This is a genomic window from Nocardia sp. 2TAF39, assembly GCF_052114905.1.
GTDB lineage: Bacteria > Actinomycetota > Actinomycetes > Mycobacteriales > Mycobacteriaceae > Nocardia.
In genome coordinates, this window is the sequence record NZ_JBFRFQ010000001.1 from 126,818 (window position 1) to 152,872 (window position 26,055).

At 62.5% G+C, this 26,055-nt stretch carries 1 protein-coding gene; it reads right to left on the reverse strand.

Going from position 1 to position 26,055, the window contains the following annotated elements:
• Window positions 1-55: 55 nt before the first annotated feature.
• Window positions 56-25,996, reverse strand: coding sequence for a GNAT family N-acetyltransferase (locus tag AB4Z47_RS00615; RefSeq protein ID WP_441947326.1), 25,941 nt, complete (start codon window positions 25,994-25,996; stop codon window positions 56-58).
• Between the last annotated feature and the right edge of the window lie 59 nt (window positions 25,997-26,055).

Consider the following 26,055-nt stretch of genomic DNA (forward strand, 5'->3'; position numbering starts at 1 on the left):
ATGTGGCCGCAATTTCCAAATTCTTTCACCGTTGAGAGCTGAATAACTTCCTCTCCTATTGCGGTCGAGGCAACACCGCTTGAAGCCGTTCTTTGGCCTCGACAGCCAGCTGTCGGACTTTTTCTGGTGTTATCCGTAGAAGCGTGCTCACTTCATCCACCGGAATACCATTGACGAAATGAAACAGAACCACTTTTTCCGCCAATTCCCGATCGGGAATATCCAATAGAGCCTCATAAATCTTCTTTTGCATCGCTTTCGGCAACTTCGTGCGAATGGGAGCCGGAGAGGGCTTGTCCGCAACCTCGTCTTCATCTATACTCACAATCTCGCCACTGATGATTTGTTGCGCAAAGACGACTTCGGATGGCGACAGACCGAGGGCCTCGGCAATTTCATCTGCGTCGGGCATCCCGGTTACGTTTTCGATGTAGGTATAAACCCTGGTCACTACACGCAGCGTCGAATCGTCCAAATCGTTCAAGAATTTCGATTCGAAGTACGATTTCCGCATTGTGCCTCGACACGCCCGCCAAGCATGGGCGGTGAATGGAGCCCACGGGAGATGGTTCATTATCGCCACCCTAATCGCTTCGCGGAAGCGCTGGGTGAGGTCGTCACTGGATTCGGAGCGATCATGCCAGCGTCGTGCGGCTGCGTGTGCAATCCAGTCATACTCCAACCAGATTAGGTTTACGATCGCTGTCTCTTCCGGTGATCCCGGTTCGCTCTCGAAGAGATCCCAGAACATGTCTTCAGCCAGCCGGTCGCCGGGCGAGTTTCTGGTCCGGAGGAAGCGCTCCGCAGCCGAGCGCACGAATCCGCTGGGCAAATCGAGAGCGCGGCGCATTCTCCGTAGGAAATCGAACTTTACAGTGCCGCCTTTCTCCACTTTCCAAACCATCTCGTCATTTCTGTTCATGCGAGCGGCCAGTTGCAGTTGGGTAAGTCCATAGTACCGCCGGAGGGCCCTGACCCAGTCGCCCATCGACTGGAATCTCGAGTCCATCGGGTCCGGGACCGATTCACTGAAATAGTCCACAAGCCGAGGCTCGAAGCGCAGCACAGCCACCCGCACAATACCGTCAGGAATAGCCAACGCATCACACAGAGCACGCAGGACACCATGAGTCACATGGTAACGACCACTCTCCACAGTCTGCACAGTTCCCCTACTCATGCCGGCATGATCTGCCAGTTCCCGTTGACCCCATCCGCGTTGCTGCCGGGCGGCTCTGATCCAGTCGCCCATCGACTGGAATCTCGAGTCCATCGGGTCCGGGGCCGATTCACTGAAATAGTCCACAAGCCGAGGCTCGAAGCGCAGCACAGCCACCCGCACAATACCGTCAGGAATAGCCAACGCATCACACAGAGCACGCAGGACACCGTGAGACACACCGACATCACCGTTCTCCACACGGTGCACCATGGAGACGTTCACACCAGAATTATCCGCAAGTTCCTGTTGAGTCCATCCACGCCGCTGCCGGTCGCCTTCGATCCAGTCGCCCATCGACTCATATCTTGATTCCATCGGATCGCACACCAATTCGCTGAAGTAGTTCACAAGCCGAGGCTCGAAGCGCAGCACAGCCGCCCGCACAATATCACCAGAAAAACCCAACGCATCACCCAGAGCACGGAGGACACCGTGAGACACGCTAACCGCACCAATCTCCACACGGTGCACCATGAAGACGTTCAGACCGGAATTATCCGCAAATTCCTGTTGAGTCCATCCGTGCCGCTGCCGGGCGGCTCTGATCCAGTCGCCCATCGACTGGAATCTCGAGTCGATCGGGTCGGGGATAGATTCACTGAAATAGTCCACAAGCCGAGGCTCGAAGCGCAGCACAGCCGCCCGCACAATATCACCAGAAAAACCCAATGCACCACACAGAGCACGCAGGACGCTATAGGTCACACGGCAATTGTCATTCTCCACACGGCGCACTGTTTCATGGCTCACGTCGGCGTCATCTGCGAGTTGCTGTTGAGTCCATCCGTGCTGCTGCCGCGCAGCTCTGATCCAGTCGCCCATCGAGTGGAATCTCGGGTCCATCGGGTCGGGGATCGGTTCAGGGAAATCGTCCACACGCCGAGGCTCGAAGCGCAGCACAGCCGTCCGCACAATATCGGCAGGAATACCCAGAGCATCACACAGAGCACGCAGGACACCGTGAGTCACACTACCATCGCCACTCTCTACACGGTGCACCGTGAAGACGTTCACACCGGAATTATCGGCGAGTTCCTGTTGAGTCCATCCGTGCCGCTGTCGGTCGGCTCTGATCCAGTCGCCCATCGACTGGAATCTCGAGTCCATCGGGTCGGGGATAGATTCACTGAAATAGTCCACAAGCCGAGGCTCGAAGCGCAGCACAGCCGCCCGCACAATACCGTCAGAAAAACCCAATGCACCACACAGAGCACGCAGGACGCTATAGGTCACACGGCGATTGTCATTCTCCACACGGCGCACTGTTTCATGGCTCACGTCGGCGTCATCTGCGAGTTGCTGTTGAGTCCATCCGTGCCGCTGCCGCGCAGCTCTGATCCAGTCGCCCATCGACTGGAATTTCAAGTCCATCGGGTCCGGGACCGATTCACTGAAATAGTCCACAAGCCGAGGCTCGAAGCGCAGCACAGCCGCCCGCACAATATCACCAGAAAAACCCAATGCACCACACAGGGCACGCAGAACACCGTGAGTCACACGGTAACCACCACTCTCCACATGGTGCACTGTGTGCATGCTCACGCCGGCATTATCCGCAAATTCCTGTTGAGTCCATCCACGCCGCTGTCGCTCGCACTGGAGCCAGTGGCCCATCGAGCGATATTTAGGTTCGGCCGGATCGGAGGTCGATTCCCTGCGCAGGAAGGGAAAGTTTTCGACTATCTCATCGGAAGTCACGATATAGCGCGAAGACAACGCCTTGTTCAAGGCCTCGACATTTTCTTTCGTAGGCTGACTAACTCCTCTTTCCCATCTGACGATTGCGACCTCACTCTTATTGAGTGAATCAGCCAGCCCTCGTGAGCTTAAATGCTCGGATTCGCGCTTGAACAAATAGTATCTGCCGATTTCGCGATATCCTTCGGGGTATGCCGGTATCCCGTCCGGTGTCAGCAACCCCGGGTATATGCGCGCCACATCCATGTACGCTTCGCGTGCGCCCGGTACCCGGCGCAACAATGCACGGAGATGTACCAGGCCCAACTCCGCCTCTCCGAGCTCGGCCACAAACCATGTTCCCGGCAACGAGTCCACCAACTCGTCCATCCGCCTCGGTAGCATCCCCAAAAAACTACGCACCTCCGCCAACCAAGCCATGGCACCGCCATCACCCGGCCTCGGGAACTGTCCGGTCGGCGCGACGTCGAGATCGCTCTCATCGAGCCCCGCGCGCGCCAGCCACCGCCCCACCTGCCCCGTCTCCAGTCGATGCATCTCGGTGTACTCCGTCAACCCCAGCCTCGGTACCCTGGGCCCGTCCTCGAGCCGCGCCCGGCACCACTCGACAAACCGCTGCTCCTCCAGAGACTCCGGAATTCCCCAAGCCGCGATCTGCCCGTCCGTCTTTCTCCCCACGATCTGACGAAGCGACTCGACCTGCCGGGTACCCCGCCCCCTACCCGCTCGGATGTCGATTTCAGGGTAGAAGCACCGCAATGCCGAAATCAACGGCTCAGCAGGCAGAGCTAAAGTCTGCCATATCTTTCGGAGATAATCGATCCCGGGCTTTCGATCGTTCTCGACATTATTGATCCGCGACCTCGATATATCAGTGCACGAACCAAACTCGGACTGCGTCATCCGATAGTACAGTCGTAACGCCCGTAACCAATCGTGCACCGTTTTATAGCCCGGCGGGTCGGGGATCGTTTCCCCGATCGTATTCATGCGATAACTGTATCCCCATTCCTCGGCCAGGTCGTTCCATGAACCTGCACGGTTCAGAACCAGATCCCATACCTTCAACATGCCGAGGTCATCACGCAGTCGAAATCCACCGCTCTCGTGTTTCGTAATTGTAAGCTCTTTGACCCTGAAGATGCGTGCCGCATCCGCGACTGTGAGATTGTTCATCCGCCTGAGGTATCGCAAGTACTCGTCGAACGACTCGGTAGCACGAAGCGGCGGAAATATCAGCGATCGCGTCGGGAGGTAGGTGAATTTCTCCGCCAGCTCGTCATACGTCACACCGTCATCGAAAAGTGTGACTCCAGCCAGTTCCTCTACGCTCTTATCCGGAGGCCTCTTCGCGCCCGACTCCCATCTCAAGATCGTGGTATTAGGCTTTCCGAGGATAGTTGCCAAAGAATATTGGCTCAACTGTTTGGATTCGCGACGAAATCGGAGATATCCGCCGATATGAGAATAACCTTCCGGATACGCCGCCAAACCCTCCGGAGTCAATAGCGCCGGGTATATGCGTGCCACATCCATATATGCTTCGCGTGCGCCCCGTACCCGGCGCAACAACGCGCGGACATGTACCGAGTCCAACTCCACCTCTCCATGCTCGGCCGCAAACCACGTTCCCGGCAACGCGCCCACCAACTCGTCCATCCGACTTGGCAACACCCCCAAAAAACGACGCACCGCCACCAACCACGCCGTGGTACCACCGTCATCCGGCCGGGGGAACTCTCCGGTCGGCACTACGGCGAGATCGCTCGCATCGAGCCCCGCGCGCGCCAGCCATCGCCCGACCTGCCCCGTCTCCAGTCGATGCATCTCGGTGTACTCCGTCAACCCCAGCCTCGGTACCCTGGGCCCATCCTCGAGCCGGGCGCGGCACCACTCGACAAACCGCTGCTCCACCGAAGACCTCGGATTTCCAGCGGCGCCGTTGGGTGCACCGCTCGAATCCTGACCTTGGCCGCCGTCGAAGAACAACTGCCGCAGCCCAGCAGGCACATTGCCCAAGTCAGAGGTTTTGCCGGCGATGGTTCGGTCTGCAGATCGGGATCCTGGCGCGGACGGCGCCGGCGTGCCGGAGGTTACATTCGGCTTTTTACGGGGCGTCGCATCGGCGGACACGTCCAGCCCCGGAAAACCGCCGTCGGCATGCGGTGCCGAATCTGGCCTGGCGCCATCGTTATTACTGCTGCTTACGGTCAAGGGCGGGGCGTCGGTGTTCGCGGCTGTGTCGGGGTCGGTTGCACGGCCGGCCAGGTTTCCGAATGCCCCTGTCTCGGGTCGATTCGGATCGGATGCGAATTCCATCCCCGGATCGCCTCGCCACCCGAAGGGAACCGCTATCGCCGGATCCGCGAGGTCGCGTACCGTCCGCGCCGGACGATCCGCGATCGCCGCCCAATCAATCGGATCCCCGGGCACCGCACCCACAGGCCCCGCGTACAGTGCCGGGTTCATCTCGGAAGGCGGGCGCCACACCTGTGCTGCCTGCTCGTAGGCATAAGCGAAAGCCAGCAGCAAAGCCTCGGTGAACTGGCGGCCGACCAAGGTCATTCCGAACGGTTGGCCGCTGTCCGGGTCGTACCCGATTGGCACCGAAACGGCGGGATACAGCGCACGGGCACTGAGCTGGTATCCGTCGTCCTCGACGAACACCAGAGCGTCCAGCTGGTTCGTTGCGAGCACGGAGTCGATCCGGTCCCGAGCCATCGCGATACCGGTGTCACGGTTGGTCTGATACTTCGCCTTCTCCTCTGGATCTTCCAGGTCTTTGTCGTTGGACTCGATGAGCCGTGTCTGTCCATACTTGATCGCACTGGGGTGTGCCTTGTTGAACTGGACCAAGTCTCCGAGCGTCTTCATCGGTGCATCCGCGGGCAGCCTGGACGCGTACTCCTTGAAGGCCTTGTGGAACTCGTATCCGATGATGTGCGGCGGCATACCCGTGTAGGTCGCCGTGACCGGGACCACAGTCGCTCCCTGTGTACTGAGCACCGCCTGCGCCTCGGTGAATGCAGTCCGCAGATTGTGACTGGCCTTCCTTGGGACGACTACTCCGATTCGTTTGCCACGCAGTGCGTCGGTAGACAGCCCCGCTGTGTAGTCGGTGCCGACCACGGCAGCACGGGCCGCGGTGGCAGGGTCTTCCGGGTCCACCCCGGTCAGTACGGTGAGCAGTACGGCCGCGTCATACACCGTTCGGGCGATCGGGCCAGCGGTGTCCTGGGTACGCGAAAGAATCAGGATCCCGGTCCGGCTGACCAAACCAGGCGTCGGCTTCACTCCAACCACCGAGTTCTCCTGCGCCGGGTTGATAATCGAGCCCGAGGTCTCGGCACCGATTGCCACCACGACCAGCCCCGCGGCGACCGCTACCGCAGATCCGGTGCTGGAACCGCCAGGTTCGAGGTCCTTGCCGTAGGCGTTGTGCACCGGCCCACCAAGCCCGCTGTGGCCGTCCGGCAACTCGCTCGCGATGTAGTTTCCAAGCTCGGACAGGTTGGTCTTTCCCAGGATTACCGCACCTGCCTCCCGCAGTTTTTGCACCAGAAACGCGTCACGAACAGGAACCGAGTAGCGCAGCGCCACGGCGCCGGCTGTGGTAGGCGCGCCGGTTATGTCGCAGACGTCTTTGAGCATCACCGGGATCCCATGCAGCGGCCCGCGTACGTAGCCGCGTCGACGCTCCTCGTCCAGCCGCCTTGCATCCCTCACCGCGTCTGGGTTCAGCCACCGGACCGCATTCAGGCGCGGGCCCTGTTTGTCGACCATCTGGATCCGGTGCTGGTACGCCTCAACCAACTCGACCGACGTGAACTGGCCATCAGCCATCTGTTGCTGTAGCACGGCGATGCCGGCCCGCTCCAAGTCGATGGCGACCGGCTCGCTCGGCGCGAGGCCGAAAACCCGCGGAGTCGAGGCCTCCCCGTCCACGGGCGGCGCGTTCTGCACACGTGCCTCGTCCGACGTCTGCTCCTCGTTGGTCGCCGCGCTCTCGCGGGTGGGCGATCGCTCGGCCCTGGGGAGGCGTCCACCACCACCGCCGTCTGCGTTGAGCTGCGAGAGCCTTTCAACCGAGCTTTGTCCCCGTGCAGGCTTGGGACCGCGATCCCAGGCTTTGCCGTTGTCACCGTCCCAGCGCCGTTCCGGGTTGGGCACATCCGCGATCCCGATTGGAGCTGCGAACCGCGCAGCCCGTCGAGGTGCGGCGGGGAGCTGTTCTGCTGGCGCCGCTACTTGCTCCTCGGTCGCGGCCGCGTCCGGTTCCGCCTGTCCGGTGTCGGCGATATCTCGAGGCTGCAGCGGTGGTGCGGGCTTATCTGTGGCGTTGTGTCCTTCATCGCATGGTTGGCCGCGCTCATCGGGATCCCCGTTGCTGTCGCCGTCGCGGGACCCGCGAGTCGACGACGCATGTGGCGCTCGAATTATCGCGGACGGCAATACAGACGTGCCATCGTCAGCGACCTCGATCCGAACTCCGATGGTGTCGTCGTAGGTGTCTATGGGCTTGATTGCCCTGATTTCGCAGCGCGGAGGGTCGAATTCTCGATGTATGAATCCGGCGTCTTCCAGGTTTCCTTCGATATTCTGTTGCAGTATCACGTCATCGAGCCGAACCCCCCAAGTCTGTATAAGAACTCTGCCGCCAGGCTTCAATACTCGGCAGATCTCGGAGGCCGTGCGAGAAAACTGTTCCGTAAGGAAATCTATTTCGACGTAGCTGGCCAAGATCTCGTCGAATACCTCATCCGGAATTACCCCGAGGTCTCGCACATCTGCTTGAATATCCGGCAGAAGAAGCCCGTGCTTGTGGACGAGCACGTCCCCGGGCCGTCGACGACCCTCAGGAAACGAGCTGCCGTGACCGATGCCGTAAATCATTCTGGCACCACCGGGCGAAGCTTGCGCTATTGCCAATAGTTGAGATAGATCGCGGCGAAACCCTGGTACAACAGGCGGCGTCGGCAGTTCGGACGCAATGAACTGCACCAATTCTTCAAAACTTTCCGTCAGCAGATCCCGGAAATGGTTCGCCAGCCGTTCGCGAATGCCAACCGATCCGTCGGGCGCGACGCGCCACCACCCGTAACTGTCTGCTTCGAGCGGCAATCGCACGAGTTCGCCATCCACCTCCAGCAGCAGCATCGCGGTCTCCATGACCTCACCGAATGGAACCAGGAACTTTTCGCTTGCGTCATCCAGATGGACTCGGGATACCGAGATCGGCAAAAGCCCACCGTCTCCGGATCGAGTTTTCGGCGCCGCAGGAGTCGGCCCGGCCTTGCGAGTGGTCCGGTGCCGTTCAGGCTGAGTCAATCGTTTGTGCAATGTCTGGTAGTATCGACGATTTCGTTTCGCCTCGGATGGGAGATGGGAACGCGTTCCACCGATTTGCAAGAAACGCTGACGCATTTCCTCGACCCCGTAGAGCTCGACCGCACTGATCGAATCTCCGATTTCTTCGTAACGGGATTTTCGCTCGCGATAACGCTCACGGCCCAACCTGATTTCACGCTCCCATTCCTGGAGTCCCATCAGGAGCCCGTGGTGATTCGAGTGGGCGCTCGGCAGTCCTAGTTTTCCATTGCGTTGTCCACGATTTTCCAGCACCCAATTCATCAAGAACCTGGATACGGTTCCGTTTTTGTCATGAAAGGGGTGATAGCTTATGAATTCACGCTGCAACGTCGCAGCGAGTTGGACGTCACCGACCTCAGGATCGAGCGCAATCTCATTGAACCAACGGCACAGCGACTCAAGCTTTTCCAAGACGTCATTCGTCGACAGACGATAAGGATAGTTCAATAGTCCGAACTTATCCTCGAACGTCGGTTGCGAAAATTCCACTATTGGATTTTCTGCAACGGCGGACAATTGCGATTCCGTCAACGGCGACGACAACCCGGCGACCACGCCCAGAGTGAAGTCGCCGGCGAATCGTGTATTCGACGCCACAATCCGGTGCAGGCCCACGATGAAACCGACGGTCAACGGCTGGTTTCCGTATTGCCGAGAGTAGTCCCTGGCTACCAGATAGAGCAGCCATTCAACGTCCCCGAACATCCGTTCCGGCGACGGATGGCCGGCAACGATTGCGGAATACAAAAAGATATCTGGGATGAACAACCCGGCCTCGAGCAGGCGCCCGGCCTGCGTCTCTACTCCTAAAGCTGTCGGCCGTTCGGCAATCCGGGCTTCGACATCCGGATGGAGAGCATCCTGCCGCTCGTCTTCGACCATCTGAGGATGGTTCATAGTGGCATGGCCGTCAGTGTGGCTCTGAGGTTGCTCAATGGTGGTACGCCGCAGGTGCTCCCATGATTGCGGTTGGGCCACTCCATCGGGAGAACCAGATGCCGCGGCGGCGGCACCGGATGCTCGCACTGTGCTGCTCGGGGCGTCCGAGGAAAGTCCAACCGAGGCGGCCGAGGAACGGCGGACATACGTGCTGGGGGCCTGGTAGTCGAGTTCTGCCACGGCCCACATCACCCGTTCGACCAGTCCCAGAGCCACTGGCTCGTTCCGGATGACCCGGCCGGCCTGCCCCACACTCACATCCGCTCGCCGGGCCACATCTGCCAAGGTGGCACGCGGCCTGTCGACCGAGCCTTCCAAATCGAAGCCGATCTCCTCGGCCGCCTGCCGTAGTCGGCGCAGGGTTGCTGCCCTTGGTAGCTGTTTGCCCGAAAGAATGTCGCTGACATCCCGCAGGCCCAGACCGGATCTTTCCGACAGGTCGGTCAGCGTACGCCGCCGAGGGACATCGTCCGGACGCGAAATTTGTTGATCTGCCAGTGGGTAACCCTCTTCCGCGGCAATCCTGCGTACCCGGATCCGGGTTTCATCGGCCAATCCCACCCGACGGTCGTAGATGGCCCGTTGCGCGGTAGTGACACTCACCCCGGCAATTCGGGCGATGTCTTCCAACGTGACCACCGGTTCGGCTGGAATCTCTTCCGCCGGCACCACCTCCGACGGCTGCTCCGACCGCGCGGCCAGTATCTTCGCCATTACTTGTCGAAGACCGTTGCGCCGCAGAGAAGCCGCGACCGACGACTCGACACCCATCACCTCGACAACCGCAGCCTCCGGCATACCTGCCAGGTAGCGCAGCAACAACGTCTGTTTCTCTGCCGCGGTCAGAGACACCAGAGCATCCCAGATCTGCTCTAAACCGGCCAGCGACAACGCCGTGGCAGCCGCTTCGTTCGTTGCTGCTTTGACAAGCCGGCGACGGAATTCGGGAAACTTACGCCGGAGCTGCTGAAACTCCAACGCCTCCAACGCCAACGCCACCGCCCGACCACTCAGGTCCGCGTCCTCGGGAAGTTCGGCCGCCTCATCTCGCAACCGCAAAAATGCCTGCTGAACAACGTCTCTCAACAGGTCACGGTCTCCCCGAGCGCGTGGCCCCACCTGCCCCAAGACCACGTTGCGGTACCGCGCGAACAACCGCCGACCCAACTCGTCACCGCCGGCGCGGTCGGGCCCGGCTGTGATCGTCGCTCTGCTCGCCGCCTGCGCAGACCCATCCGAACCCGGCACACTCCGGCCGACTCGGAAGTCCAAGTCCCCCTCCGGGTGCGGATAACCGCCCATGCTGCCCTTCGGCGCGCCCGGCACGGGTATGTCTGCGGAACGGTTGAGTTCCATGCCTTTCGATGCGACCGTCCGCTCGACGACCAGCACTCCGCGGTTCAGTATGACCCAATGCCCACCTGGGTCACGTTCATCCATGCTGTAGTTGGAGATCTTGATGGCGTCATAGCCCTTGATAGCTGCGAATCGCCCGATGTTTTCCCACACCGAACTCTGGCCCGAAAGCACACTTTTACGGGCCTCCGCAGACCGCGAGGTATCACCGGAATCGTGCAATTGCCGATACTCGCGGTCCGCGCGGCTGATCCTGTCGTCTTGTTCCTTGTGGAATTCTGCATATTCGGGATCTCGATCGAAATCAGCCATGTTGAGCCACCGCGCGCCGGGTCGCAGGGCCATGCGGATCACGCAGTGCGGGTCGTCGTTACCCGACCAGAACACCGCACCGGACCTGGATGTCGTCACCCAGGTGCCGTTGACTTGCAGAGAAGTTCCCTCGCCCGGAAAATGAAATTGACCGGTCTTGAACTGCTCTGCGTGTTCGGGATCGGACACCCCTCGGAAGAATTCATTGCCGCCCGCGGCAAGGACCGCATCGATCTCGTCGGGTTCGGCCAAAGTCGGACGTCCGTCGAACCCCTGCCGCCGGTAGATTTCGGCCAGCGCCTGATCACCGGGCTTGCTGCTGTTCAGGGCAGTGAGCAGCACGCTGTAGTCGAAGTCGTCGATCAGGTCTCGTCCGTGCGTGAACTGGGTCTTGGTCGGGGCCAACGGATCAGTGGCCCGAAGCGGATTCGCCACGACCGAAACGGAGTCGCCCGGATCGAAGGCGGCCACTTGAATTTCTGCGGGCGACGGAGGTGGCGTGTCCGCCGGGGCCTGGTCGGCCTGGCGGTCGACCGTAGCCCCGTCCAGCTCCTGCACGACAAACGAACCCGTCACCTCCGGTGGACTGTTCAGCGGCGGAGCTCCGACTCCCGACCGCGGCCCGACGTCGTCTGTGCCCATCTCGGCGTTGGGGACATGCCGCGGGACCGCGGGGGGTGGCTGGGACCGGTCCGGGTCGGCTTCTGGGTTCCGGGGTGGCGTGCGGCGGAGCAGAACGTCCTGGTCGAGGTGAATGCCGTGCTCTTGCAACCGGTTCAGCGTGGTCGTCGCTCCGGCGGGCACAAAGCCGTGATTCACGAAGAACTGCACGGCTCGGGTATTGGATGGTACCTCGGCTCGAATAGCCGCCGCGCCCTGATGGTGCACCAAGTCGTCGAGCAAACGGGAACCGATTCCCCGGCCCTGATATTCGGGATCGACGTACAGATGCTCGACGATCAGCATGTCCAGGTCGTCGTCGTATCGCGTCCGGGCGACAGCGACGACCCGGCGGTTGTCGCGCGCGATCCAGCACCCACCGTCCCGGTGATCACGAACCGTGGATTTCCACTGCTCGGTTTCCCGGTCCATCTCCGCGACGGCGGCGAAAAAGGCGTCCAGCGCGGCCGGATCGGCGCCCGCCTCCCGATAGGTCGCCGCCGCCGCCGTCCTGCAGACTTCGATGATGCCGGGCACATCCGACATTGCCGCAGGCTCGAACGCGACCAGTTGCGCATCGGCATCCTGCGCCCCGATCGGGTTCTTGTAGAACGTCGCGCTCAGTACCTCCCGCGCCCCGTCCTGCCGCACCGCGTCCCGCCGGACCCCGTCGTCGACCGGGTCCCCGGTGACGCCGACTGCGAAGTCGTCGTCGGCGCGCGGCCGGTCGGACCACGCTGATGACGATCCCTCTCCACCCGGGGTGTCGGCGAACGCGATCCGCGGTTCGGGCTGCGTCCCGCAAGAATCCCGGCGCATACCGCGGAGTGGTATCGCCATCGGATACACGCTCGGTACGAAGCCGACCGGCACGTCCGGTGACCCCGCCAGGCCCCCGCCCCGGCGTGGCTGTTTCGTGGGCGGTGGGTCGTTGGTGGTGACCGACTCCCCTGCCGGGGGTCCGGGCGGCACGGCGTCACCACTCGCGGCTTCGCGTGTCGGGGCGACATAGCCCGTGGCACCGTCACCGATGCTGTTCGCGCTTATCGTTTGATCGGCGGGGGCCTGGGGAAGTTCGAGTATGTCGCCGGCCGGAATCGATTGATTCGGGGCCGCAATTTCTCCTGGTCGGGTGCCCGAAACTTGGTACCCGGTCGTGCCGTCACCCTGCATGGGCGAATGGTCCTCGGCCAGTGCAGGCTCGGCAGGCAGCCTCCCCGGCGCCGCGCAAATATCAACTCTCACAAGCCCGATCCCGCCGCCCTGGGCACCCGGCTTCCCGCGAACCACGATCTCCATCTCGCGGATCGTGGGCGCGCCGTCGTGCCGAGCGCCCGCGGCCCGCAGCAAACGCTCGGCCGCATCTATCGCGTTATCGCTCTGGCCTGTCGGCCACCCGACCGCCAGCTCCCGAACCACCGCCCGCACGTGAGTGACCACGGTGTCCAGAGCCTGCTCCGGATCGATAGCCAGCACGATGGTCAGCGCCGCATCGGCCAACCCGCCGCCCTCGGATAATTCCAGTGTCAGCTCGTCGGTCCAGTCCGTTTCCGCTCCACGCCTACCCAGCCGAGCCGACAGCTCGTCATCGCCGCCGATGCCCCGGGAAAACATGATCTGCAAAGGGCCAGCGCGGGACGAGTCGACTCGAGCGGCCAGCGCTTCCAGCACCGACGCGACCACCGCCCGTTGGTCGTGATCCAGCCCACTCCCCAGCGTGTCGCCAACCAGCGAGCGCAGCTCGCCGTGTCGATGGGCGAACCGTCCCACATCCAGCTCGAATTCGCGAAGAGACTCCCCGATGCACCGCGCCAGCCGGAAATTACTGTCCCATAGCTCGACCTCGAACAACGGGCCGGCCCGGTCGACCAACCGCACCGACACTCGCCCCTGCTCAATCGTGCCGACTCCACGGGTGAGACCGACCACCCATCGTGCGAACAGCTCGCCCATCACCGCCGTGCCCGGCGGCCAGCCGGACGCCAGCCGGTCGACCAACTCGTTGGTGCGCCGCAGCACGTCATGCAAATCGTCGCCGGCCCGGAACTCGACGGATCCGATCGATGGCCCGTCACCTTCCCGCGCACCCAACGGCAGCACCGGGCCGCCCGGCGCCGGCTCCTCACCCTCGGTGAGCACCGACGCCGCGCGCAGGCCCTTGTCGAACACGATGCCGTGCACGTCGGCCAGTCCCGCGCTCGACTGATCCACCCACTCGTTCACCGCATCATCGCCGACGATCCAGCCGTCTTCATCGGCGCCCGGATAGGCGCCGTCGAACACCACCACCTCGCCAAGGAAGTTCTGCAGCTGCGAGAACTCCTCGACCAATGCCGGGTTCACTTCGACTACGGCGATGGCGTGCGCGAAATCCTTGCTGCCTTCCAACGCAGCGGCGATCAATGCCACGTTGGCCTCGGGATCGCGTACCTGCCAGACCAGCTCGTCCAATCCGACGCGCCCTTGCCCGAATGGCACAGGATGCCAATTCGCGGCCAGACCTTTCGCGAACTTCTTGCCGGACAAGCCCTGCTCCGCAACGGTCTTGTCCTCGACCGACGCCGGACTCATCCCGACCGCGCGTTCCGGACCCACCGCAGCCACGACTACGCCCTGCACCTTCGCGCCGCACAGTCGCTTCGGCGGATGATCGGTGCCAGGGCGCCGATAGCCCGCCACACCGTTATCGGCACCCTCAGCGTCAGCGACCTCGTCGGTCCCGGCGACGGGACCTTGCCTGGCTTCGACAGCGGACTCTATCTCTGCATGTAACCGCTCGACATCGTCGATACTGGTGTCGAGGTCATAGCCCAGCTTCCGTCGCAGCGCGGTGAGGGACTGCGAGTAGGGCGCGATGTGCTTCTTCCACCAATCGGGATTGCGCAGTCCGGAGATCGACGATTCCGCAATGCACCGCGCCAGCTCGCGGTTGGTCGCGGATATCGAATCCTCCAGTACGCGATCGATTTTCAGCGGGGGCGACGATGTCTGAACATCCTCGAACGATTGTTCCATCGACTGCAAGCGGCGAAGATGCACCGCGACCAATTTCGTCCAGGAATCGTGGTCGACCTGCCGCCATGAGTCCAACGTTGCCCGTCGGATATCGTTGAAAAACGCTTCCAGTTCTTCGTTCAATCGACCGGCGGTCCAGTGACGATCGGCCTGGAGATGATGATCCCCCGAAACCCGTAGCCGCTTGATCACACGCGCAGCGCCTGAGATTCTGTTTTGATTATTGTACCCGCCGGGAGCGGAAATAGATTTGGCAAAAGACAGCAACCGCTCCCCGAATTCCGCTTCGGATTCAGAACGACGACGAGAAAATTTCAACCGCCTTTCCGTATCCGAAAAGCTTATACCAAGAAAATTCCCTTCCCTTTTGAGACCGATCAGTTCGCTGAGTTCTCGCACTTCCTCGGGCTCAAGTTTCCGCCTATTTCCCAGATCATATATTCTCCCTTGAATCGAATCAGCCTCACCTGCGGAGGGGCGCATATATAAAGGCAAGGCTGCACTTTCGGACATATACCGGTCCCAATGGCTTTGGAATATCCTGTTGAACTCTCCGCGCAACGGCTCCAGCGCTCCGCGCATCGCTACAGTGTCATCCGCTTTGGAATAATCGTGCAAGGACAGGGTTCGTCCCAGTCGGGTCAGTTCTCGAGCCAATGCTTCGACATTCCGATCGATGCCCTGTATGTCAATCAGGGCTTCTTCATCCTCGGAAGTGCGCGGCAGTTGCTCCGGTGCGACCATCGGGCGGTCCGACTGAATGGACACCCGGGCCCGATGGTCGTCATGGCCCGGGAGCCCCGGGCTCCCAGCTGTAGTTATCAGATATTCGGTGGTGACGCCCCCATCATCGCGCATTGCGGTGAGCGGGATGGTCGACCGCTCCGCGTAACCACCCCGTTCGGCAATGCGGGCTTCGATTATTTCCTGAGCACCACGCAGGTACTCCTGAACCCCAGGTCCGTCGGCGGCGTGACGGTCGTAGACGAAAGGTGTGTCCGGCGCGATCACATGGTTTTCAATCCATTGTCGGCTGTATCCGGCCCCGGCCAAGGCGTCTTTGATCAGCTCGGCAGCCGAGATTTCGATCGAATCCCCGGATACCGGGTCGATGCTCGCCGACTCGTTCGGCAGCACCTGGCCCCCGCTGAAGAAGGGCACGATATATGCGACATCGAGATCGTGGCGAACGACCGCGGACGGATCCTGGGAGCGGTACCGTGCCGCCCTCGCATCGCCGGCCGTTCGCCGACGCTCCGGCGCCACCGCGACCACATCAGCGATCGGCAGCACAACAAATGCGCCGAGCTCATCGGGTACCGGGGTGCGGGTTCCGGAGACCCGGGTATCCCCGGTGTCCGCGAAGTAGGACAACACCAGGTCCAGGTCCGCCCAGCCACCGGGTTCGATAAAGGTAGTACCTCGGTCCGGCTCCGCAACCAGCCCTTCGGCGGCGATTATCTCCCTCAGCGAATCGGTGGGATACCAAAGTAACGTGCCGGCGGGACGTATACCGGCCGCGAATCGATCGGCAACGGAATCGATAGCAGCACATATTTTGTTGTGTGACCGAATCCCGGCTCCCCGGTCAGCCTTCCAGTATTCATCTCCCATCGTGGATTGCAGAGTCACGATGGCGGACCGGTATTCCTCGGCTTGCCGGCGTCGAGCATCGACGCTGACAAGACCCCGCGCCGATGGTTCGGCAACAGCATCCAGGAATACCCTGGTGGTCACCTGCTCGGCACTGCGCACTGCCTCCAAGATATTCACCGGATCCCGATATCCGGCAAGGTCCTCGATTATCTCGTCCTTGGTACGCCTTCCCCGTATCAATTGTTTGATCAGGTGTTTGATTCTATCGGTATCCATCCCGAGATAAGAATGGAAGGGTAACCACTCCGCTATCGTATCATTTGCGACACTTTCTATCGTTTCACGAATAATCATGTTCAGTTCCTCAGCCCCGCGCGGCATCACACTAACATCGCGACGGAGCTCGACAACTCCCTGGCGTAGATTTTTCCGAAGACACTCCCCTAAATTGCGCATGATATTTTCTGCATACTCGGATGTCTCTGATGAACGAGGGGGGTCCCATATCCCGAGATACCATTTCCCCACCCCGCGAAGCCGCTCGATGTAGTCGGCATCCGATTCCGAACGTCCAGGCACGATACTTCGGGCTTGCGGCGGTTCATTCCGGAACAGTGCGGCGAGCTGCCGCACCTCACCGGGACTCAAATACTCTCGGCGCACCAACGCGCGAATGTCACCCAGCCGCTGGTCGAACTCGGACTCACGAGTAGCGCGGTAGGCCATGACGTGGTCGTCCAGGAACTGCTCGACACGGTCGCGAGCCGCCCAAGCCGGATTGAGGTTGAGATTTCCGTCCTCATCTATCAGCGGTGACAGCGTGGCGCATAGATCCCCCAGCCCCCGAATGCATTTGGCAATACGATCGTCGGCCTCTCGCACCGCTGCAACCAGTTCCGCTTGTTGAGCGGGGGCCAGCGTCAAATCCTCGACCGACCGGATCGTCGCCTGCTCCGAGAGCCCGCCACCATGTGCCTGCAGCAATTCTCGGCGGGCAGCCGACATCCCGGGATCATCCGGCTCCGGATTCCCGGCGACCGGAACGCCCGGCATGTCGTGGCCGACCCGGCCCGGGGACTCGCCCTTGCCCACGTGCTCGGCCTGCGCAGCGCCCTCCGCACACACCACCAGCTCCGCCCGGGTATTCCCTTCGGTTTCAACACGCAAGATATTCGCGATGAAGGGGACCTCGGCGACCGTGTCACCTGGGTGACGTTCGCGTACTACATCACCGAGGTCCTGGACGAATTGCCGCGTTTCCGGGAAGTCTCGGCTGTGCAGGTAGTCGCCGAAGTCATAATGGCCGCCCAGCAGATCCCGCACTGTGGACACGAATTCCTGCACTGCCGGGTCCTGCTGTGGTAAGTGCAGAGCTTGGTGCAGTATGTCCGGGGCGGCATCGGATGGCGCTTCCAGCAGGTCGACCACGATCGAGGCGAACCAGTAGCCGATCCGCCCTTCCACGGTAATGTCGCTGCGGTATTTGTCCCGCAGTGCCCGGGCCTGTTCGAGTTGATACGGCTCGACGATGTTGTTCAGGTAGTGCTCGTCAACCGTTCGACTGGTGATCCGGCGCAGGAGGCGGTCGCCGACCACCCGCGCGCGCAGGTATTCCAGTGTTCCGTTCACCAGCCTCCGGCAGCCCGGATAGTTCAGTCCGTACACCCCGTCCCGGACGATCGAGTCGAAGTCCGCCACTTCCTCGGGCCGCAATACCGCTCTGGTCTTTTTGACATCGAGACTCAGGATTGGTCGCGCCTCCACCAGCGAATGGGTCGCGTATTGCGGCAGCTCGTCGAGGGACAGCTCGCGGGAGATCTCGCCGATCACCCCGGCCAGCAAGGCGATATCGGGGCCGCTGGATTGTTCCCGCGTCCCATCGGGCAGCGTCGGGAATTTCCAGACGCGCTTGGGCTCACCGGGCAACAGGGGCAACCGGGGCCGCTCATGCACGAACAGCGACGAGCCCGAGTGCCCATTGGCTTCCAACGTGGCACACGTGAGCGCGGCGAGCGCGGACAGCCGCCCGCTCCGCTGGGCCAGCCAGGCACGTTCGAAGGCACGGTGCTCGGGGCTGTCCAGCCAGGCTTGACCGGACAGTTCATCGGACTTGGGCATGGGTAGATCGGGATAGTCGATGCCCAAATCGCGCAGTTCCGCCATCATCTCGGCGATGTCCGACGGCACCGGTTCGGCGTTCGGCTGAGGAGCGGGATCTTCCCCGAGCTGCGCGCGGACGACCCCCCCGACGTGCTCGCCGATACTCGGCGACGGTCCGCCACCGCCCCCGGGCGGCAAATTCCCTTGATCCGCAACCGCATCGGGCTGCCCAGGTACCCCCGCGTCCGGACTGCGCCCGAACCGCTTGCGCAACGGGAACTGCCGCAGCTTCCGATTCCCGAGACCGGATACGACCTCCCCGTCCACAACCACCGCCGCCCACAGCACCGGTTCGGTACTGGTACCGGGCACGAACTCCTTTTTGTCCGCTCCGTCGTACAGGATGAACTTCCCATCGGCCTGATACTCCAGCACCGCCGCATGGCCCATCGCTGCCCTGTGCTCCAGGAACACCGCTGCCCGAGCTCCCGGCCCCTGCTGCGCCAACGCCCGGGCCACACCGGACATCCCCTGGAACGCCTCCGGGGTCGCCCCGTTCAGCGCCTTGACAATCTGATCGCCATACACCCCGGCAATGCTCACCGGGCCGAGCTTCGCCCAGTCCACGAACTGATTGCGCCCCAACAACTCCAACCGGGCGAACGCCACCGGAACACAGTCATTGCGATGATTCGGATTCCGGTGATCGAATTCCGAGGGGTCGGAATCGGCACTCTCCCGCTGCTGCAGCGCAGCCAGGTAGCGGCGCAGCTCCCGGAGGTTCTGCACTGTCTCGGCCATATTTTCCGGCAGATCCACCCGCTCGGCGGCCTGCTGCGGGCGCAGGTGTTCGCCGAATGGGAAACCGAGGTCCAGAGCCGCGAGGGCAACTCGATACCAGGTTTTCTCCGCGACATATCTGTTGTGCAGCACATTTTCCACATTGGTGATGCTGTGGCCGGATCGTTCGGCGATATCCTGCTGAGTGGTGCGGTTCAGCTTGCCGCCATCACCACGCAACGGTTGATAGCCGAGTTCCTCGATTGCCTTCCGCACCCTTTCCCGGTTTTCTGGCCGCACTTTTACCGCGTACTCCGGGTTGGTCGCTTTATAGGCGGTGGCGTAGGACACCCCGGCCTGCGCCGCCACCTGCTTCAAGGTGACCGGGCGTTCGGGTCTCTGCCGGTAGCCGAGGTGGTGAGCTGCCACCCGCACCCGTCCCACGGTCACAATGTCGTATTCCGCCGCCGGTTCGTCCTCGGCGAGGATGTGCTGGGCCACCAAAAGGCCGACCCCGGCTCGGGTGGCGATATCCGCGAGCATGGCTGGAGAATTTCGATCGGCCGACCGCTGATACTCCGCCGCACCCTCGCCCGAGACATCGCGTGCCTGCGCGATTTCCGCAGCCGGACCCACGGCGCCCAGTCCGGCCAGGGGTGGTGGAACCGGTGAGTCCGGCTGCTGTCGGCCGATATTCGGCATCCGGGTGACATCGACGCTCGGGGCGTGCGCGGTTTCCTCAGTGAGCCGTCGCTGCGGTACGCCGGTGCGCTTGCGGAAGATGACGGCGGTTTCCAGGGTGCCTTCGCGCAGGCGGGCAGCGACTTCCGGAGTATAGAGCTCGTCGTTTACCCTGGCTGCGGCGGGTTCGAGGGCGGCGCTGTCGGCGAAGTCGTCCGGGATCCACTCGCGGATGCGCACATTGTGCTCGTCGTCGACGTACATCAGGTAGGTGTGGGCGCCGATCGCTTCCGGGTTGGCCGGGTCGAAATGGCGTTTCTTGTCGACGATCACGGCGCAGGCGCCTGGGCCCATGACGTCCAGTCGCCCGGCGATCCGACTATGCGCGGAATACCCCTGCCCATCCAGTTCCGGACCGTAGGCATTCCGGTCGAAGCCGGCCTGCAGCGCGCCGGCGAGCTGATCGTCCCGCCGGCCTCCAAGTCCGGCGGGCTCGGGATCAGCCAGCTCCTGTTCCGGCCAGGCCGCCTGCTGATCGCCGATGACGAAAGTGGAGCAGTCGGCGGAGCCGCCCTCGAGTTCCTGCTCCCACAGCGCGAAATCTTCGGTATCCGGCTGCCGGTGGGCGCCGGTGCCGTCTTCCGAACCAATCGGGGCCTGCGCTCCCCAATGCACGGTGATACCGAGCGGCGCCAAATACGCTTGTGCGCTGCTGCTTTGCGCGGCATCGTAGATCTCCTGACCGGCAGGCCGGGCATGCACTTCGATCTCGAGGTCATGATGGCCGCCCGGCACTTCCAGCATCGCGTGGATAGCGCTGATCAGTTCATCGGCCGACTGCTGGTTCGAATCGAACCGGCTCGGGTCGACCGAGGTCAGATATACGATCGAAGCTTCGCCGGCGACGAAAATGCTTTTGGCATAGGTTAATCCGTCGATAAGTTGGCTTTCGTCAGTATGCTCGACCCGGCCGGCGACGGTGAGCTTGGTCCGCCGCGCGAGATCGATATCACCGAAGGCGATAACCATGTCCCCGGTGCTGTGGTCCCGACCCGCGTCATCGATCAGATCGACATCCGCCCCGTACCTCGGCCCCAGCCCACGTTTGAGCACATGCACCGGGGGATGGCCGGGCAACTTCGCGGCCATCCGCTCGGCAGCCTCGAGATCGGCCTTCTGCTTTTTCAGCAGTTTCACCCGCCCGACGGCCACACTGTCAGCCCCCGATGCTGCCAGCTGTTCGTTGCTGGCCAGGTCCACCGCCAGGATCATCCGGTTGGCTCGGTTACGCCACCGCGCCGGAATGCCGGCCTTTCCCGCGATGCGCTCAGGCACCCCCTGTGCCAACAACCAACGCTGCGCTCGGCTCAGCCCCGCCCATGCCTGTGCCAGCTCCTGCGACTGGATTTCCGTTCGGTCACCGAACAGGCTGCGCCACAGCGCCTTGGCACGCGAAACCACGTCGAAGTCGAGCACCGGTTCCGGTAGCACCCGTGCCCGCGGTGCCGGACCGCCATCATCGAACTGCTGCTCATATCCGGCGAACCGGTCCTGGGCCAAACCCTCGGCTACCAGCTCGGCGCTCTCGTCACCGTCGACGACAAACCGGATCTTCGCCTCCGGGTAGTGATCCGCCACAGCCGCCAGGTCGCCGATGAATCGGTCTCGGTCCATGCCCTGCCACACCACTTCGGTATGCGGGAGATAAACACCCCGCCCGGTCTGTTCGCGCAGATCCGCGAGGAGATGTCCATGCGCTCGGTGCAATCCGGCGCGCAAGGCCTCCGGGGTCGCCGTTGTCTTGGTGACGAATACGGTGATCTCGCGGGTATCGGGTTCACCACCCACAAGTACGAACGATCGACCATGGAAACCCGGTTGCAGCGGCAACCCCAATGGCCGAACCTCCGGCCACACGTAATAGCCAAACGGAACTGTTTCAGCGAATTCTTCGGCGCCTTCCAGGCGGCGCTGTGCCCGGCGCGGCGCCTCGGCCAATGCGCTCAGCCGGGCCGCTTCCACCCCTGGCCGCTGCGCGGCGAGCAATGCCTTCAGCTGGTGCACCAGCGCCTCGGAACGCGCGATTTCCAGCACGTCGAGGTCGGCCACCAATTCGGGCGCTTGCTCGGTGACCAGTCGTTTATCGTTCGGTTCCAGGCTGTGCCACCACGGCAAAGACTCGAACCGGTCCTCGAAGCCGCGCAGTTGTGCGGCCAATTCCGCTGCTCGCGCGCTCAGTTCCGGGTCGAGCACGAACTCATCGCGATCCACCGCTTCGGCGGCCGGTTCCCGTGCCACGGCGGCGATACCGACACCGACCAGCTGCTCATGCGCGGCAGCGGCCACGGCGGCACCGTCCCCGAGGCCGATGAGTTCGAACTCCGGTTGACGCCTCGTGCTCCGCCCCTGGAACACCCGGATCAACTCACCGGCCAGGGCATTCGCGTCCGCACCCACCAAATCCAAGTCATGCGCGGCCCGCCCATAGGGAAGTTCGTCATCGTCGAAGCGGAACATCACCATTGCCGCCACCGAACCATCGCCACCTCGTTCGGCGATCAGCCAGGCGATCAGCTCCGGTTGTTCCTGCAATCGGGTGAGTTCGACCTGGGTATCGACCACGATGCCGAGCACGGTGTCCGCTCGTGCGATATCACCGAATCCGACCACAACCCGCCCCCGGTCGCCCTCACAACCGGCCCGGTCGAAGTCCAGCAATCTGACCGGTCCGAGATCGGTACCGGCATCCTGCGCCTGCTGCCACAACAGGTCCACCGCGACGATCTCCGCATGCCGCGGGGTAAGCGGGAAAATACCCGGATGCTGCCCGCGCAGCTCGCTCTGGTTGTCCCGGTCGCGGCTATTGAAGTCGCCCAGGTCATCCCGGGCGAACAACGCACCAGCTAACGACGCCGCCCGCTCCGGCCCGTGCACACTCCGGCCGACCTGGAAGTCCAAGTCAGCGGCGCGGGGGTGTTGCCCCGGCAGCTCCACGACGTCGCGGTCCGTCGGAAGATCTGGTGAGGCTGTCGGGTCGGCGTTCTCGTCTTCGACGACGAACTTGCCGGGATCCGCAACCCGGACGGACCCATCACCGGCCGGGGAGGCGGGGTATCCGGCTGCGGCAACAAAAAGGTCGAGGTCACCCAGGACGCGCTCGGCTCGCTTCAGGTGCTGAATCAACTCATCCAACACGAGCGTGCGCTTCAGGCCCGACAATGTGTCGATGCGTTCACGCAACGCCGCCAGAATGATGTTCTGCCTCGCCCCGAGCACGTCTCCGGAGAGAACGGTCTCGGCAGCGCGCGCGGGCAGCGCGACCTTGACGATCCGCTCGGGCCGGCCACCCGCCTGCCGCAACGCCTCGTCCCGGGACTCCCACAGCACGGTTCCGTTCTCGATATCCCTGCCGCTCCTCGGCGTTTCGGCGATACCGATCTCCATGTCCGGAGTTTGTCCTGCACGCACGGCAGTCGCAGCGACTCCGTAGAAGATGCGTCCGCCAGCGGCCTCGATCTCCGCGAATTGATCGACGTTCACCAACGCCGCAGGCTCACCGGATCCGCGAGCGCTGCAAGTCTGTTGGAATACCTCGCCGCTCGACGGAGCAGCGAGCCGGTTGAAGTTCAGCCCCTTCCCCAAGTCGGGATGAGGAAAGGTGGCGCCCGAGTTGCCGGCATTTTCGGTGAGTTCACACAGTACTGCGCGCGTTGCCGCACCATACCAACCGCACTCGTCCGGCAGCTCCCACTGATCCGGGCGCTGAAGAGGCGCTTCCGCCACAGTGTTGCCGTCGACGACATAGAGCGTTTTTCCGCGCTCCAGCGCCCTGACCGCGGCCTCGACATCGGCACGTTTGTCACCGAGAAGAGGAATCGCGTCCGCTACGGTGTATTCGTCGACCTTCTCGATCTCCTGCGGATCGGGCTCGAGCTCCGCATCTTCGGGCAGTAATCCGAGATAGACGATGTCTTCGATTTCCTCCAGACGGCCCTTTTTCGGTTCTGGCGATTTCATGTTCCTGACGGCCATGAAAACAAGGTCTACCCGGGCACCGAGCTCTTCCGAAGCCTCTCGTCCCGCCGCGTCTGCGGGTGCTTCTTCTTTGGGCTCGAAGTCGACAAAGCCACCAGGTATTGTTTCATTGCGCTCATAGGGTGACTTGACCATGAGCAGCCGCATCCCATCGAGCTCGCCCTCCTCGAGCTCCCCGATCTCGAGCCGCGCAAAGAGCTCTGGATCAACGAGCCTACCAACCTGTGTGAGGACAATTTTCGCCGCCTTCATGAAGGCTGGAACTAATATGCCAGAATCGAATTTGTCCAGGAACCAGAAGACGCGGCTCAAGGGAGTGTATTTGCCGGAACCGGCACCGGGCAAAGGTGGCTGACCGTCGCGCATTTCTTCCAGAGGCTGTTGTGCACCACCGGCGTCAAGCTCTACATGCTCGACCGTGCCTCGCTTTTCGGATACGACCGCGTAGTCCGCCCGCAAGCGCTGCAACCGATTGCGATCGGAAGCTGTCAACGTGCTGTCGCGCGCAGCAAAAACCAGTTTCTCGATTTCCCACTTGAGTCTCGCATATTCCCGCCTGAGCCATTCACGGGCCAGATAACGCCACCGCGCCGGAACACTTGGATGTAGGGCGACGACTCGAGGTACCGCTGTCACCAGACCCTGGATTTCGTCGCTGGTCAGTCGGCCCCACCAGGTGACGAACTCGCCCGAGGCATCATCGCGTGCCGTGTAGTCGTTCGCGATGAACGCGGTGAGCATGTGGTAGAAGGCCATTATCGCCGGAGAAGGTTCACCCCGCGCCACCACCGCGGACGGATTGACAATGACCATGTCCTCGACACCATCAACGACGCACCCGTACGCGTCGTAGCCCGCCGCCGCGGCCAAGCAGCCCGGATCCTCCAGCACGGCGCGCTTCTTACGCAGACCGTCGACTTCTGCCCGCAGTCCGTCCGCGCGAGCAGAAGATCGGTCGGAGTGGACGACAATCCGGTCGATCGTGTTCGACAATTCCTCGATTTTGCGATCGAGATCTTCCAGCACCCTGCCCTGCACTTCGTCCAGCTCGGCAGAACCGACCGTATGCGCATCAGGCTGCAGCACCATGCGTATGACGTTTTCAGGATTGAGATTCGCGCGCGCCAGCGCCGTCTGTTCCGCACTCGCGACGGGTATGCCGCTCCCACGCGTTCCCCGTTCGCTTTGCCCAAAGGCATGAGCGGTACCGAACAGGAAATCGTGCGCATGCTCCAAGCTCGGGACGGCGAGGGAGAACTCCGCACGACCATCGGCGACATCCTCATAACCGGCCCTCCTTAAAACCGCGGGCGGCACGTTGAAGCCTTGGACGTTCTTGATCGCCGTGAACGCCCCGGAGGGACTATCCAGCAGCGCTGGGTAATCGAGCTCATCGATGAGGTTTTGTCCTCGCGCAGCGGCGGGTAGTTCGTCAGCAGCCCCCTCGCCGCGCTCCGGGCGCTGTCGACCGATCCGGGTGAACGGCTTGTCGACCCCGGCAACACCATTCCCTTCGGAGTATTCGATCGGCTCCCCCATTTTCGGGCCCCGAGGCCGGATCGGGTTACCGTCGACATCCCGGAACATCGCGAATTCCCGGTACACGTCGGGTTTTTCCACACCCCACCGGTAACGGGTCTGGACCTTCTCCGGCTCCGACCGGTCGACCGCGTCGGCCCCGGCCATACGACGACGCCAACTACGCTCAACGACGATATGCCGACCGAACTCGTCTTTACCTCGGTACTCCAACTCGTAAAGGTGCGAACCCACCACATCCGGATCCTCGCCGCGACCGGCGTACTCCTCGACCACCGTCGCCTTGGTGCCGACCGGCATCCCGGTCAGCCGGGTCGCGACCTGATCCACCGAATCGAACCCACCCTCGAACCAGATACCACGCAACCCGGAACTGAGTTCGTCGCTGCTCAGGCCCGGCAGCACGGAGTTACGGATCGAGCTCGGATCCACCCCCGCATCCAGCAGAGCGTTCTCGGCGCAGTCCGCGGCCTCACCCTCCAGCGCGTGCTCGATCAGCGGCAACACCCGAGACCGGTACGGCCCCCGATAATCCGTCAACCCGTCCACATCGACCGGAACCGGATCTGCGACACTCGTCGACGGCCCCCGAACCTCGCTCCGATCGGCCACAGGTGGCAGTTCCGGCCGGACCGGATCGAGCCCGTAACGCTCACGGACCTGCGCCCACCGGCCGGTTTCATCGGCCACCATCTGTCCAGACTCGTCAGGCTCAGTCAACAACACGAACGCAGGCTGGTCCGCCTCGCCGT

Excerpts from the sequence above, each read along its gene's own strand:
- AB4Z47_RS00615 (WP_441947326.1), bottom strand. The coding sequence starts at position 25,996 with ATGGTGGCCGATGAAACCGGCCGGTGGGCGCAGGTCCGTGAGCGTTAC.